Source organism: Buttiauxella cochleicola (genome assembly GCF_021282405.1).
Lineage (GTDB): Bacteria > Pseudomonadota > Gammaproteobacteria > Enterobacterales > Enterobacteriaceae > Buttiauxella > Buttiauxella massiliensis.
In genome coordinates this window covers 246,033-261,374 of the sequence record NZ_JAJSOU010000004.1, presented here as the reverse complement: position 1 = coordinate 261,374, position 15,342 = coordinate 246,033, and the positions used below count along the sequence as shown (strand labels likewise).

Below are 15,342 nucleotides of genomic sequence, written 5' to 3'. Positions count from 1 at the left end.
TGTATAGAAATACACCTAACTTATATGATAGATTTCTGTCTGTGATTTGCTTCAAAAATTCAGATTAATATTTCACAAAAAAAACTATTTTATTATTACTTTGTGTTCTTTTTGTTACTTATCTGAATTAACAAAAAAACCTTTAAATTTCATTCACGGGCAAAAATCCGTGAATGTAGAAAAATAGCTAATTTCACCTTGTCGTAACACCGGATAACTCGCTCTGACAATCCAGTTATCTGTTTAAAAACACCATTATGAGCGTAATTGCTTCAGGTAATTTTGTGATAAAAGTGTGGCTACAAAATAATATTTTGCATCGTTTGAATAACAGTCAAATCAAGTTATTAAACAATCGTTATGCCCATGCCATTATTGCCAGCACCATGGCTATTGTTCCCTTATCGATTGTTCGTGGTTTAGTTATCACTGCGTCGGTACTTTGTGATACTGCAGGATTTAACCAGGCAGCGCTGTGGTTTATGCAGCTACAGATTGGTTTCTTAGCGCTAGCACCACTGGTGATGAATATCTATGTTGCGGTTCACTGGGCCGTCAGAAACCGCCTGTCGCAAATATACTGTATCGCGTTAAGCATCAGTACGTTGATGATCTTCCGACGAATCATGGATGATAACGCACAATTTTTCCTGGATATCAGCATTCCTATGGCTTTGGCCTCCGGAATAATTGGTAATGTATTACAGGAAATCGTCAGTAAGAATCTGTTAAAAATTCGCCAATGGAAGGATAACAATAACGTCACAATTGTTTCGTTTTTTGTTACGTTAATGGTAATTGCCCTATTCAGCAGCATTATAAAATTAGCTGCTGAAGCTGGCTTAGACCATACAATGAATTTATTCAGCCAACTGTCACTTTATTTTTACCCAACTAATTTTCTAAATGGCATTTCATACGTCCTGTTGCGCAGTGTTCCATGGTTCTTTGGTCTACATGGCTATTATCTATTTATGGACATTGATGTTGCTTTTACTGCAGCTGCAAAATTAAATATTAATGATTGGTATTCAGGACGTGGCGCACTCAATATTCTCAGCCCTGTCTTCTATGACATGTGGTGTAATTCTGGTGGTACAGGAAATACACTGAGTTTAGTCATCTGCATTTTAATGCAGAAAAACAGTCCGCACCGCCGCCTGTTGACCATCGCCGGGCCAATGGCATTGTTTAACATCAACGAACCGCTGATTTTTGGTTTTCCGATTGTTCTCAACCCGGTAATGATTATTCCGTTCGTCCTGACCCCGTTAGTCTCTTACATCGTGGCGTACGGGGCGACTTACTATAGTTTCATCCCGCGGATTACCGCAATCGTTAGTTGGTCAACGCCAGGGCCTATCAAGGTGTGGTTAGCCAGCGGGGAATCCAGTGCTGCCGTCATGCTATATATTGCTCTTGTCGCTCTAGGCGTGGCTATTTATTACCCATTTGTCAAAAGTACATTAAAACAAAAAAGCGCTGTAAATAATGACATGGACTTACTGACCGGTGAGGTAAAAACCAGCCAACCGACAAACTTTGAGATGGTGCCTAACTACAATCATGTTGTAGAAGAAAACAGTAACCTTGAAGCACAAAGACAGATAGAAAAACTGCAAACCAGCGGTCAATTCATCCTGTATTTCCAGCCGCAGATACGTTTATCTGACAATAAAATCTTTGCCGTTGAGGTTTTAATCCGCCATCAGGATGACCACGGAAAGATAACGCCACCAACATTCCTGAAATATTATGAGCGTGCTGGTTTGATGCCGGAGATAGATTTCTGGGTGATGGAAAACGCAATGGATTATGTGCGAGAAAATATGCCTGAAACAGAGGGCATGACTCTATCGGTCAATATTTCCCCACAAACGTTGGTCGACTATCGACTTCTGCACATTGTGAATAAAGTGCTGACTAAACCATTACCTGCTGGCTGGAATCTTGAGTTTGAGATAACAGAATCACAAAAGGTTCACGAACCTGTGCGTGCCGCAGAAGTGCTGGAAAAACTGCGCAGTCTCGGTATCAAAATCGCCCTTGATGATTTTGGTTCTGGCTATTCAACACTGCACTATTTGACCCGCTATCCGTTGGATAAGATTAAGCTAGATAGATCGATGGTTCTCGGTTTGGCCAAGCCTGATGGGTTTAGCTTCCTGCAACAGGTAGTTAAATTATGCACGGTTGTTCAATGTGAAATACTCATCGAAGGTGTTGAAACCGAGCAAGAATTAGAACTTGTGAAAATGGCCGGCATTGAATTGTGCCAGGGTTTCTTGTTCCACCGCCCTTTGCCGGGAGAAACCGTGTGTCAACTTTTGGCGGAACAACACAAGATGGAAATGCAGCCAGGCCATACTCTGCCTGAGGTTGAAGTTATAGCTTAAGCCACCATTGTCATTAAACACCGCGTTTATACACACCAGATATTGTCAGCAGGGGCAAACCCTGCTTTCATACCCTGCCAACTGGGGTAAGAAAATTCTAAAATGACATCGCTCATATCCCCGTAGCGCTCCTGTAAAGCAAGAGCCAGTCTTCAGATACGTAATAACCCGGTGATTTTCATTGAAAAAGTTATTTATACAATTCTATCTTTTACTGTTCGTCTGCTTTTTGGTGATGACCATGCTGGTTGGCCTGGTATACAAATTCACCGCCGAACGTGCAGGTCGCCAGTCGCTAGATGATTTGATGAAAAGCTCACTGTATTTAATGCGTAGCGAGTTGCGAGAAATTCCTCCTCGCGACTGGAACCGCACCATTAAAGATCTCGACCTCAATTTATCCTTTAAGCTGCACATTGAGCCAATGGATAAATTCAAGCTTGATGAGATGACCATGCATCATCTGCGCGCAGGCGAAATTGTCGCTCTCGACGATGAATATACATTTATCCAGCGCATCCCTCGCAGCCACTATGTACTGGCCGTTGGGCCAATACCGTATCTCTTTTTCTTACACCAAATGCGCTTATTGGACGTCGCACTGATGGCCTTTATTGCTATCTCCCTCGCCTTCCCCGTATTTATCTGGATGCGACCGCATTGGAAGGACATGCTCAAACTGGAGACGGCAGCGCAAAGATTAGGGCAAGGGCATCTTGATGAGCGAATTCATTTCGACAGCGCCTCAAGTTTTGAGCGCCTGGGCGTCGCGTTTAACCAGATGGCCGATAGCATTAATGCGCAAATCGCCAGTAAGAAACTCCTGATTGACGGGATTGCTCATGAACTACGTACACCATTAGTCCGCTTACGTTATCGCCTGGAGATGAGTGATAATCTTACCGAAGCGGAATCACTGGCGCTAAACCGCGACATTGGACAACTGGAAGCGTTAATTGAAGAATTGCTAACCTACGCACGTCTGGATCGCCCGCAAACGGAGTTACAACTGGCAAGTGTCAACGTTCCTCGCTGGCTTGATGAGCACATTGCCGACGTCAGAATTATTCATCCCCATCTCGATATCTTGCTGGATACCCCACCTAGCGGCAATTTTGGCCTGATTGACCTACGCCTGATGGAACGAGTGACCGATAACCTGGTCAACAACGCACTACGTTACAGCAATGAGAAATTACGCATTAGCCTGTGGCTTGACGGACAAACCGCGATTTTGCAGGTGGAAGACGATGGCCCAGGTATACCCGCAGAAGAACGCGAACGAGTATTTGAACCATTTGTTCGCCTCGACCCAAGCCGTGACCGCGCTACCGGTGGCTGTGGCCTTGGGCTGGCAATTGTGCATTCTGTCGCAACCGCTATGGAAGGTTCTGTAGTCGTTGATAGCGGTGCCTTGGGCGGTGCGCGTTTTCGCTTTAGCTGGCCAATTAAGACTGAATCCGCAATGTCACTGGCCTCTATCAAGCCAAGCCGCTAAAAATCACATTGTCTCCTGCCTGACTTTCACAACACTGATGGTCAGGTTCATCTCCTTGTGTTATAAACAATAAATAGTATGTTGTAACTAATGTGGTGGCGAAATGACAAAATATGATTTGATTGAGCGCCTTAACAGTACATTTCGCGAGCTCGAGCGAGATCTCCGTCTGTTTAGTGAACAACTCGACAGCTACAGGTTGTTAGTTGGTCGCGTCTTTCAACTGCCTACGGTTGATAAAGGGAATGAACACGATGCGGTAAGCAAAATCGAGGTGACACAACGACTTGGTAGAGAAGCACATCAGGCCACCCTCGCCCATTTCACTCATTTGTTTATCCAGCAGCAGTCCGAGAAAACCAGCAGTAAAGCCGCTGTGCGCCTGCCTGGTGCGGTTTGCTATCAGGTTGACGAAATCTCCCGCCTTCAGACTCAAACCCTGGTAGTACGCATTAATCAGCTTAAACAGGAGCTTGAAAACATTATCAGCGTGGAGTCGGGACTGCCCAGCGTGCAGCGCTTTGAGTGGGTTCACCGCCAGCTTCCTGGGCTTATCACCCTTAATGCTTACCGCTCTATTACACTGCTGGAAAACCCCACTACGTTGAATTTTGGTTGGGCAAATAAACAAATCATCAAAAATTACTCACGCCGGGAAGTTATCGAAATACTCGAAAAGAGCCTCAAAGCGAATCGCGCTGTACCGCCCTACACCCGTGAGCAATGGGCGGAGCAAATTACCCGTGAGTTAAATTCCATTACCAGCCTTTCAGATAACGTACGCTTGAAGATTAAACGACCGGTAAAAGTACAGCCCGTTGCCCGCGCCTGGTACCAGGAGCGTAAAAAACAGGTACAACATGCCTGCCCGTCACCTTTGGTGGTGCTGTGTAACCGTGATAATGGCGAAATGCCACCGGATATGGGGGAGTTACTGAATTATGATGCGGAGAATATTCGTCATCGCTATAAGCCGGATGCGCAACCACTACGGCTGGTAATCCCGCGCCTGCATTTATACTGCGAGGAATAAATGCAGGCGCGTCGGCCTTACTGTTTCATGCTGCCAACCATCTCTTCTGGTCGCACCCAGGCATCAAACTCGTCTTCACTTAGATAGCCAAGTTTCAGCGCTGAAGCTTTCAAAGTTAGCCCTTCTTTATGGGCTTTCTTGGCAATTTCTGCTGCTTTGTCATAACCAATATGCGTATTGAGTGCAGTCACCAGCATCAGTGATTCGTTCAGTAATTGCGTAATGCGGTCACGATTCGGCTCAATACCCACCGCGCAATGTTCGTTAAAACTTTCCATACCATCAGCCAGTAAACGCACCGATTGCAAGAAGTTATGAATCACCATCGGGCGATAAACATTGAGCTCAAAGTTGCCTGACGCCCCACCCATATTTACCGCCACATCGTTACCCATCACCTGGCAGCAGAGCATCGTCACCGCTTCACACTGGGTAGGATTCACCTTACCAGGCATAATTGAGCTGCCCGGTTCATTCTCAGGAATAGCGATTTCACCAATTCCGCAGCGCGGGCCGGAAGATAACCAGCGCACATCGTTGGCAATTTTCATAAGCGACGCCGCCAGCCCTTTTAGCGCACCATGCGAATGAACCAGCGCATCACAGGTCGCCAGTGCTTCGAATTTATTCGGCGCGGTGATAAACGGTTGCCCGGTAATTTCTGCCAGTTCTTTGGCGACGCGTGCTGCATATTCTGGGTGGGTATTCAGCCCTGTTCCAACAGCCGTACCGCCTAATGCTAGTTCGGCAACGTGCGGTAGACTGTTTTCAACATGCCAGAGATTATGCTCAAGCATCGCTACCCAACCGGAAATCTCCTGGCCCAGGGTAAGCGGGGTTGCATCTTGTAAATGAGTACGGCCAATTTTAACGATGTCACGGAAGGCTTCCGCTTTACCCTGCAATGTCTCTCTCAATAGGTTTAGCTGCGGGATAAGTTGTTCGCGCACTGCAATGACAGCAGCAACATGCATCGCCGTTGGGAAAACGTCATTCGAACTTTGGCTCTTATTCACATCGTCGTTCGGGTGAACTTTTCGCTCCATGCCACGCACGCCGCCGAGAATTTCGCTCGCCCGGTTTGCCAACACTTCGTTCATATTCATATTGCTCTGTGTACCCGAGCCGGTTTGCCAGATAGCCAGTGGGAATTCATCCGGGTGTTTGCCCGCCAGAACTTCGTCGGCAGCCTTAATAATGGCGTTGCCACGATCCTCCACCAGCAATCCAAGATCCATATTTACCTTCGCGGCAGCTCGCTTGGTTAATGCCAACGCGTGGATCAGCGCCGTGGGCATTTTTTCGGTGGAAATACGGAAGTGCTCAAGTGAGCGCTGAGTTTGCGCGCCCCACAGTTTATCTGCCGGGACGTCGATTGGGCCCATTGAGTCTTTTTCACTGCGACTTGATGCCATTTCATTCTCCTTAGACATAGAGCATCCCCCAAAATAATTCGAGGTGCGTCAAGGCGACAAAGGAGCTTATCCCGATGAGCTTACATAAGTAAGTGATTCGGGTAAGCGAGAGCAGCCAACACAGACGCACCACGAAGAATGAAGGGGGATAAAAAAACCGCCCTGATGGGCGGCTTGAGTGTCTTACTTCACGCACCGTGTGCATTGCGAGGCGTGTATTTTCTGGAAGAAGTCATTGCCCTTATCATCCACCAGAATAAAGGCCGGGAAGTCTTCAACTTCAATCTTCCAGATGGCTTCCATACCTAATTCCGCATATTCCACGCAATCAAGGCTCTTGATGCTCTGCTGCGCCAGAACTGCCGCCGGGCCGCCGATACTACCAAGATAGAAACCGCCATGTTTATGGCAGGCATCCGTCACTTGCTGGCTACGGTTGCCTTTTGCCAACATCACCATGCTGCCGCCGTTGGCTTGCAATAAGTCGACATAGGAATCCATACGCCCGGCGGTTGTTGGCCCAAGTGAACCTGATGCATAACCGTCTGGCGTTTTTGCAGGCCCCGCGTAATACACCGGGTGATCCTTAATGTATTGCGGCAAACCTTCGCCGTTGTCGATACGTTCTTTGAGTTTAGCGTGGGCGATGTCACGTGCCACAATTATCGTGCCGCTTAAAGAAAGGCGAGTTGAAACAGGATACTGCGCCAGTTGTTTTAGGATCTCACTCATCGGACGGTTCAGGTCGACTTTAACTGCCTCCCCTTCACCCGCCTGACGCAATTCCTGCGGGATAAATTTTCCTGGGTTGTGTTCGAGTTTTTCGATCCAGATACCATCGCGGTTGATCTTCGCTTTAATGTTGCGATCGGCTGAGCACGAAACACCCATACCAATCGGGCATGACGCACCGTGACGCGGCAAGCGCACAACACGGATATCGTGGGCGAAGTATTTACCACCAAACTGCGCGCCAAGGCCAAGGTTCTGAGCTTCTTTTAATAACTCGTTTTCAAGTTCTACGTCGCGGAATGCCTGGCCGTGTTCGTTACCTTCGGTTGGCAGACCATCATAGTATTTGGTTGAGGCGAGTTTTACGGTTTTAAGCGTCGCTTCAGCCGATGTACCGCCAATCACAAACGCCACATGATACGGCGGGCACGCTGCAGTCCCGAGGCTACGCATTTTATCGACCAGGTAATCTTTAAGGCGGCCAGGACTCAACAGCGCCTTAGTTTCCTGATAGAGATAGGTTTTGTTTGCTGAACCGCCGCCTTTGGCGATACAGAGGAATTTGTATTCAGCGCCATCAACACTGTAAAGATCGATTTGCGCAGGCAGGTTTGTGCCGGTATTCACCTCTTTGTACATATCCAGCGCCGCGTTTTGCGAGTAGCGAAGGTTATCTTCAATAAAGGTGTTATAGACGCCGCGGGAGAGCGCTTCTTCATCACCACCGCCGGTCCAGACGCGTTGGCCTTTTTTACCCATGATAATTGCCGTACCGGTATCCTGGCAGGTTGGCAAAATACCTTTTGCAGCGATTTCGGAATTACGCAGGAATTGCAGCGCGACATACTTATCATTTTCGCTGGCTTCAGGGTCATTCAGGATATCGGCTACTTGTTGCTGGTGGGCCGGGCGCAACATAAACGAGGCATCGTGGAAGGCGTGTTTGGCGAGTAACGTGAGGGCTTTAGGATCAACTTTCAGGACTTCCTGCCCTTCGAACTCTGACACGGAAACATAATCACTGCTGAGCAGGTAGTATTCTGTTTCATCTTTTTTTAACGGGAACGGTTCTTGATAATGAAAGTCTTTATTCGGCATTGTTCTCTCACTTACTACGTTAATTATTATCTTTTATACCCTTTAGATTTCAAGCCTGAGCCAACCCCGCTGTGGCTTGAAAGATAACGGGTCTAACATGCTACACAATTTTTTAACAAAAACTGAGACTAAACCGACTTTTTAATCCCCTGGTTACTTCACTGCGGATAATTGGTTTAATAGCAGTAACTTTGTTTAGATTACTATAGGGCTTGATAATGCAAAAACTCATTAACTCAGTGCAAAACTATGCCTGGGGAAGTAAAACTGCGTTAACGGAACTTTACGGCGTGGAGAACCCAGAAAACCTGCCTATGGCAGAACTTTGGATGGGGGCTCACCCGAAAAGTAGCTCAAAAATTCTTGATAATGGCCAGGCTCGTTCACTGCGTGACGTGATTGATGCTGACAAACCCGCACTGTTAGGCAAGGCCGTTGCAGAGCGTTTTGGTGAGCTACCGTTTCTCTTCAAAGTGCTGTGTGCCGATCAACCCCTTTCTATTCAGGTTCATCCTAACAAAAAAGCTTCTGAATTGGGCTTTGCCAAAGAGAATGCAGCAGGCATTCCATTAGATGCCGCAGAACGTAATTACAAAGATCCAAACCACAAACCAGAACTGGTGTTCGCGCTTACCCCATTCCTGGCAATGAATGCGTTCCGTGAGTTTAGCGATATAGTCTCTTTGCTGCAGCCCGTTTCTGGCGCACACCCTGCCATAGCTCATTTCTTACAAGAGCCAAATGCGGAACGTTTGTCACAGCTTTTTGCCAACCTGTTGAAAATGGAAGGCGAAGAAAAATCTCTCGCCCTCGGCGTGTTGAAGGCTGCTTTGAATAATCAACAAGGCGAGCCGTGGGAAACCATTCGCGTGATTTCTGAGTTTTACCCGGACGACAGTGGCTTATTCTCACCACTGCTGTTGAACGTGGTGAAATTACAACCGGGCGAAGCGATGTTCCTGTTTGCGGAAACCCCGCACGCTTATCTGAAAGGTGTGGCTCTTGAGGTGATGGCAAACTCGGATAACGTCCTGCGCGCAGGGCTCACGCCAAAATACATCGACATTCCTGAGCTGGTCGCAAACGTTAAGTTTGAGCCAAAACCTGCCGCTGAATTGCTGACTCAGCCGGAGAAAAATGGCAGCGAGCTGGACTTCCCTATTCCAGTTGATGACTTCGCCTTCTCCTTGCACGATCTCAGCTCTCAGCAAGTGCAGCTTGCCCAGCCAAGTGCGGCCATTGTGTTCTGCACTGAAGGTGAAGCAATTTTAAGCAAAGACCAGCAACAATTGACGCTCAAACCTGGTGAGTCTGCGTTTATTTCTGCGCAAGAATCACCGGTATCTCTCAGCGGTGTAGGTCGTGTGGCTCGTGTGTTCTCTAAAATCTGAGTTTAAAGCAACTTACTGATCTTTTTGGGTAGGATTGCTAAGCTGTGTAGAATCAGTTTCTTCAATGCCCGCGGGCATTTCAATCATCTGCCGGAGGACTACCGGCAGATGCACTTAATATGGACTACGACAGAATGAAAAAATCACTGGTTGCAGTAGGTGTTATTGTGGCTTTGGGTGTGGTGTGGACTGGCACAGCCTGGTACACCGGTAAACAGCTCGAAGGCCGTATGGCGGAGATGATCAGCAACGCTAATACCGCATTGAATAAAGCCTCACCCGAAGCTGGCTTGACGCTGGGCTACCAGGATTACCATCGTGGTCTGTTCAGCAGCACCATGCAGTTAGTCATCAAGCCAACCGCAGGAATGACAAGCGCGATCCTCAAGCCCGACCAAACTATCGTATTTAACGAAACCATTGATCATGGCCCGTTCCCGTTTGCACAACTGAAAAAATTCAATCTGTTGCCTTCCATGGCTTCAGTTCATACCACATTGACGAACAACCCAACCACCAAACCATTGTTTGATATTGCTAAAGGCCAGTCCTTTATTGATGCCCAAACGCGCATTGGCTATAGCGGTGACACCTCATCTGATATCAACTTGCTGCCACTGAATTATGAAAATGGCGAACAAAAAGTTGCCTTTAGCGGTGGTGAGTTCAAGGCTGATGTGGATGCCCAGGGTGATAAAATTGCCGTGAGTGGCGAAGCGCAAAGCGGCCTGGTCAATACCGTCAATGAATACGGACAGCACGTGCAGATGACCTTTAACGGTATTAAAACCGAAGGCAATAGTGCGCGTAGCGAATTTATCGAGCGAATTGGTAGCCAGAAAGCCTCGATCGACAAGTTATCCATTTCCATCGAAGGCAAAGAAATGGCCGTTGTGGAAGGTTTTAACATCAACGCCAAATCTGAGCTTCAGGAAGATAAAAAGCATCTTTCCGGCCAAATCGATTACGCGATTAATTCTTTGAAGATACAGAACAAAGATATTGGTAGCGGCAAGCTAACGCTCAAAATCGGCAATCTTGACGGAGCGGCGGTGCGCGAATTTAGCCAGAAATATAATGCTGAGTCGCAAAAATTACTGGCAGATCCTGCTGTTGCGCAGAATCCAGAAGCTTACCAGCAGCAAATTGTTGAGCTGTTTGCCGCCAACCTGCCGCTGTTGTTGAAAGGTGATCCGGTGATTACCATTGCACCATTAAGCTGGAAAAATGCTAAAGGCGAAAGCAGCTTCAATCTGTCTTTGTTCCTGAAAGACCCGGCGCAATCAACGGGTGAACCAACAACTCCGGAAGAACAACTGAACCGTGTGGTTAAATCTCTCGACAGTAAGCTGGTTATCCCAGTAGATATGGCGACTGAGTTAATGACTCAAGTTGCGCAGTTTGAAGGCTACCAGCCTGCCGAAGCAGCTAAACTTGCCGAGCAGCAAATCAAAGGTCTGGCCGCAATGGGCCAAATGTTCCGCGTGACCACTATGGAAGACAATAATGTGGTTTCCAGCCTGCAGTACTCCAACGGTCAGGTGACACTGAACGGCCAGAAAATGGCACTGGGCGATCTGTTAGGAATGTTTGGTATGCCGACTATGGGTGAGCCAGAAGCGGCCCCGGCACCAGAACTTGAAGCACCTGCCACACCAGACGCGCCTGCTGTTCCTCAGCAATAATTATGAGCGATGCCTGGCTAAGAGCCTCCCTTTAGGGAGGCTCTTTAACTTTTTCTCACCACTAATCGTGCTGGCATAATCTGACTGAGCGCACTGGTATCACCTTGTTGTGTACGTTGCAGGATACGCTGCCCAGCCATACGGCCTATCTCACGAGCAGGTGTAGAAACCCAGGTTAATGGCAAGTCATCCAGTTCATCGTCCATCACTTCAGCGAACGCTGCTAGTGCTACATGGCGGTCATAGTAACTGTCGATACTTCCCTCACCGCTTTGTCTTCCTGCGCGCAGTAAACCAAACCATGCCCCCATCGCCACAGTGCTGTTGTGGCAGAGCACAGCAGTAATTGTCGGGTTGTGCTGTAGAAGTGTGGTGATCGCGTCCGCCGCTTTTTTCTGACTCGGCTCGCATTCGATTATCCACTCACTGTGGAATGGCAAGCCGTATTGCAGAAGCGTGGAACAATAACCACCCACGCGCTCGGCGCGAGTCAAAGAGGCACCATCACCACCGAGCCAGGCAATCCGTTGATGCCCACGCTTGATCAAGTGTTCGGTGACAAGCTGAGCGGCCTGCATATTGTCAGGCCTGATAATATCGGCCTCATCGAGGTAGCTGGCGCGAGAGGCAAATACCAGGGGTAAATTTTTCTGTTGCGCAATAGTACGCATATCCGCCCCCTGTCCTGCTGCTCCGGCGACAATAATGCCATCCACTCCTTGTGCAATTAACATGTCAAAGCAACGCTGCATATGCTGCCCCTGCGCGCCACTTTGGGTCAGGAAGAGTAGCTTGCCCTGCTTTTCTAGTTCATCCGTTAAACCTGCGGTGAGCTCGGCATAAAAAGGATTGCATAGATCACGCACGATCAACCCAATAACCCCGCTTTGGCCACCACGTAATGAAACAGCCTGGCGATTACGCACAAATCCTAACTTTTCTATGGCTTCATTCACGCGCAATCCGGTCGCTGGTGAAATGCGCCCTTTGCCACTGAGAACCAGAGAAACTGTCGTAACAGAAACTCCAGCGGCTTCAGCAACTTCGTTAATTGTTATTTTCTTTTCCTGAGTCGTCATTAGGCCGACGGACCCTCCATGAAACAAAATTTAGTGATAAAACGTTTAACCTCATATGAGGTATTAAGCACTCTAGTGAGCTTTAGATCTGTGAACTATAGCGCAATAAAGGTTGGTAAAACGTTTTATCATCCGCTTCGTTCTTTACCACCACCCATCTATCAACCAGGGTTTAAGGAGTCGTTATGGCGGCTAATACACCACAAAAAATTACGCTTTGGGAGTTTTTTCAAAACCTTGGCAAAACCTTTATGTTGCCCGTGGCACTTTTGTCGTTCTGCGGCATCATGCTCGGTATCGGGAGTTCACTCAGTAGCCACGATGTAGTGACTCTGCTTCCAGCATTAGGTAATCCTGTTTTACAGCTAATTTTCACCTGGATGGGGAAAGTCGGCTCGTTTGCGTTTAGCTTCCTGCCAATTATGTTCTGTATCGCAATCCCACTTGGGCTGGCGCGTGAAAACAAAGGTGTAGCGGCGTTCTCCGGTTTTGTCGGTTACGCGGTAATGAACCTTGCAGTGAACTTCTGGCTGACGGCTAAAGGCATTTTGCCGACAACAGATGCCGCCATCCTGAAAGCAAACAACATCCAAAATATCCTGGGTATTCAATCTATTGATACCGGCATTTTGGGTGCAGTTATTGTCGGTGTGATTGTATTCCTGCTGCATGAGCGTTTCCACAACGTGCGCTTGCCTGATGCGCTGGCATTCTTTGGTGGTACCCGCTTTGTACCGATTATCACGACTCTGGTCATGGGTATTGTTGGTCTGGTTATCCCGTTAATCTGGCCAGTTTTTGCCGCTGGGATCAACGCCCTGGGTAACATGATCAACAGCGCTGGCATGTTTGGGCCGATGATCTTCGGTACCGGTGAGCGCTTATTGCTGCCGTTCGGTTTGCACCACATCCTTGTTGCGCTGATTCGCTTTACTGATGCAGGCGGAACGATGGATGTTTGTGGCCATAGCGTCAGCGGCGCACTGACTATCTTCCAGGCGCAATTGAGCTGCCCAACGGTTCATGGTTTCTCTGAAAGTGCGACCCGCTTCCTGTCACAGGGTAAAATGCCTGCGTTCTTAGGCGGTTTACCTGGTGCGGCACTGGCGATGTATCACTGTGCTCGCCCTGAAAACCGTCACAAAATTAAAGGCCTGCTGATTTCTGGCGTGATTGCCTGCGTGGTTGGTGGAACGACTGAACCGCTGGAATTCCTGTTCCTTTTTGTCGCTCCTGTGTTGTATGTCATCCACGCTTTGTTGACTGGCCTTGGCTTTACCATGATGGCGGTATTGGGTGTGACTATCGGTAATACCGATGGCAACATCATCGACTTCGTCGTGTTCGGTATCCTGCACGGCCTGGCGACAAAATGGTATATGGTGCCTGTGGTTGCAGCTATCTGGTTTGCGGCATATTACGCAATTTTCCGCTTTGCCATAACCCGCTTCAACATCAAAACGCCGGGTCGTGATATCGATAACACCACCAGCGCTGAAAAAGCGATTGCCGGCCAGGTGGGTAAATCGGGTTACAATGTTCCAGCCATGCTCGCAGCTCTGGGCGGTGCCGAGAATATTGTTTCTCTCGATAACTGCATCACTCGCCTGCGTATGTCAGTGAAAGATATGGCTTTGGTTGACAGTGCCGCACTGAAAAATCTGCGTGCCATCGGTGTGGTGCAACTCAACCAGCACAATCTGCAAGTGGTGATTGGTCCGCAGGTCCAGTCGGTGAAAGATGAAATGGCGCATCTGATGCAAACTGCTCAGGCGTAAATCATAACGGGCGCTACGGCGCCTGTTTGTTGCGAGGTAATATGTTCGATTTTTCCACAGTCGTTGACCGCCACGGAACCTGGTGTACTCAGTGGGATTATGTCGCTGACCGTTTCGGTGCCGCCGATCTCCTGCCCTTTACCATCTCCGATATGGATTTCCCTACCGCTCCAGTCATTCTTGAAGCTCTGCAACAACGTTTATCTCACGGTGTATTAGGTTATAGCCGCTGGAAGAATGAGGAGTTTCTAGGCGCGATCGCGCATTGGTATCACACTCGTTTTAACAGTGTGATTGATAAAGAGTCGATAGTGTACGGCCCGTCGGTTATCTACATGGTATCGCAACTCATCCGCCAGTGGTCTGAACCTGGCGACGCAGTGCTAGTCCATACCCCTGCATATGACGCATTTTATAAAGCCATTGAGGGCAACCAACGCCAGGTATTTAGCGCTCCGTTGCATAAGACCGAAGGCCGTTGGATGTGCGATATGGGTGCTCTCGAAGCACAACTGGCGAAGCCTGAATGCAAGATCATGCTGCTTTGTAGCCCGCAAAATCCTACCGGCAAAGTCTGGACACGTACTGAGCTTGAAACCATGGCAATGCTTTGCGAACGTCATGGCGTGAGGGTTATCAGTGATGAAATCCATATGGATATGGTATGGGAAGGCCACCAGCACACGCCGTGGAATGAAGTAGGCAAAGGTCAATGGGCTCTGTTCACATCGGGCTCCAAAAGCTTCAACATTCCTGCATTAACAGGTGCTTATGGCTTGATTAATGATAGTGATGAGCGCCAGAAATACTTAAATGTGCTGAAAGGTCAGGATGGATTATCATCCCCCGCCATTCTTGCCGTTGTCGCACATATCGCGGCCTATCAAGAAGGTTCAGTCTGGCTTGATGAGCTTCGAGTTTACCTGCAAAGTAATCTGCGCTTTGTCGCCGATGCTCTGAACGGAGAGTTTGCGCAACTATACTGGCAACCGCCGGAATCCACTTATCTTGCATGGATAGATTTACGCCCATTGGGCATTGATGACAACGCGCTGCAAAAATTGCTTATCGAGCAGCAAAAAGTCGCCATCATGCCGGGATATACCTACGGCGAGGAAGGAAAAGGATTTGTACGACTGAATGCCGGCTGCCCACGCGTTAAGCTTGAAGACGGCGTGAAGCGCCTGATTGCGGCGATTAAATCTCTCCAGTGAAGTTAAGGGGAGAAAACTCCCCT

The 15,342-nt window shown here is 48.2% G+C and carries 10 protein-coding genes; 7 read left to right on the top strand and 3 right to left on the bottom strand.

Annotation, left to right across the window (positions count from 1 at the left end):
* Positions 1–257 precede the first annotated feature (257 nt).
* The 3 genes from LVQ79_RS07490 (at position 258) to tus (ending at position 4,927) form a co-directional block, all read left to right on the top strand.
* On the top strand, positions 258–2,396 hold the full coding sequence (locus LVQ79_RS07490; protein ID WP_232864461.1) for an EAL domain-containing protein: 2,139 nt from the start codon (positions 258–260) through the stop codon (positions 2,394–2,396).
* A 181-nt stretch (positions 2,397–2,577) separates the two neighbouring features.
* Positions 2,578–3,894: a two-component system sensor histidine kinase RstB gene (gene rstB, locus LVQ79_RS07485; protein ID WP_232864460.1), complete on the top strand. Its 1,317-nt coding sequence runs from the start codon at positions 2,578–2,580 to the stop codon at positions 3,892–3,894.
* 103 nt (positions 3,895–3,997) lie between these two features.
* Positions 3,998–4,927, top strand: coding sequence for a DNA replication terminus site-binding protein (gene tus / locus LVQ79_RS07480; protein WP_151993329.1), 930 nt, complete (start codon positions 3,998–4,000; stop codon positions 4,925–4,927).
* A gap of 17 nt (positions 4,928–4,944) precedes the next feature.
* Here tus and fumC read toward each other — a convergent pair whose 3' ends face one another.
* Together fumC and fumA are read right to left on the bottom strand one after the other, a co-directional pair.
* The gene (gene fumC, locus LVQ79_RS07475; protein WP_232864459.1) at positions 4,945–6,342 is read right to left on the bottom strand and encodes a class II fumarate hydratase; all 1,398 of its coding nucleotides are present in this window, start codon (positions 6,340–6,342) and stop codon (positions 4,945–4,947) included.
* A gap of 183 nt (positions 6,343–6,525) precedes the next feature.
* On the bottom strand, positions 6,526–8,172 hold the full coding sequence (gene fumA / locus LVQ79_RS07470; protein ID WP_232864458.1) for a class I fumarate hydratase FumA: 1,647 nt from the start codon (positions 8,170–8,172) through the stop codon (positions 6,526–6,528).
* A 218-nt stretch (positions 8,173–8,390) separates the two neighbouring features.
* On the opposite strand from fumA, the gene manA reads away from it, so the two are divergent.
* Positions 8,391–9,563, top strand: a complete 1,173-nt coding sequence (gene manA, locus LVQ79_RS07465; protein ID WP_232864457.1) for a mannose-6-phosphate isomerase — start codon at positions 8,391–8,393, stop codon at positions 9,561–9,563.
* Positions 9,564–9,697: 134 nt separating this feature from the next.
* Positions 9,698–11,248: a YdgA family protein gene (locus LVQ79_RS07460; RefSeq protein ID WP_232864456.1), complete on the top strand. Its 1,551-nt coding sequence runs from the start codon at positions 9,698–9,700 to the stop codon at positions 11,246–11,248.
* Between the two features lie 44 nt (positions 11,249–11,292).
* Here the strand turns inward: LVQ79_RS07460 and LVQ79_RS07455 are convergent, their stop codons facing one another.
* Positions 11,293–12,327, bottom strand: a complete 1,035-nt coding sequence (locus LVQ79_RS07455; RefSeq protein WP_232864455.1) for a Mal regulon transcriptional regulator MalI — start codon at positions 12,325–12,327, stop codon at positions 11,293–11,295.
* 185 nt (positions 12,328–12,512) lie between these two features.
* Here LVQ79_RS07455 and malX point away from each other — a divergent pair, with 185 nt between their 5' ends.
* Positions 12,513–14,105: a maltose/glucose-specific PTS transporter subunit IIBC gene (gene malX, locus LVQ79_RS07450; RefSeq protein ID WP_232864454.1), complete on the top strand. Its 1,593-nt coding sequence runs from the start codon at positions 12,513–12,515 to the stop codon at positions 14,103–14,105.
* 41 nt (positions 14,106–14,146) lie between these two features.
* Positions 14,147–15,319 carry a MalY/PatB family protein gene (locus tag LVQ79_RS07445; RefSeq protein ID WP_232864453.1) on the top strand — a complete coding sequence of 391 codons (1,173 nt, stop codon included), beginning with the start codon at positions 14,147–14,149 and terminating at the stop codon, positions 15,317–15,319.
* The last annotated feature ends 23 nt before the right edge of the window (positions 15,320–15,342 follow it).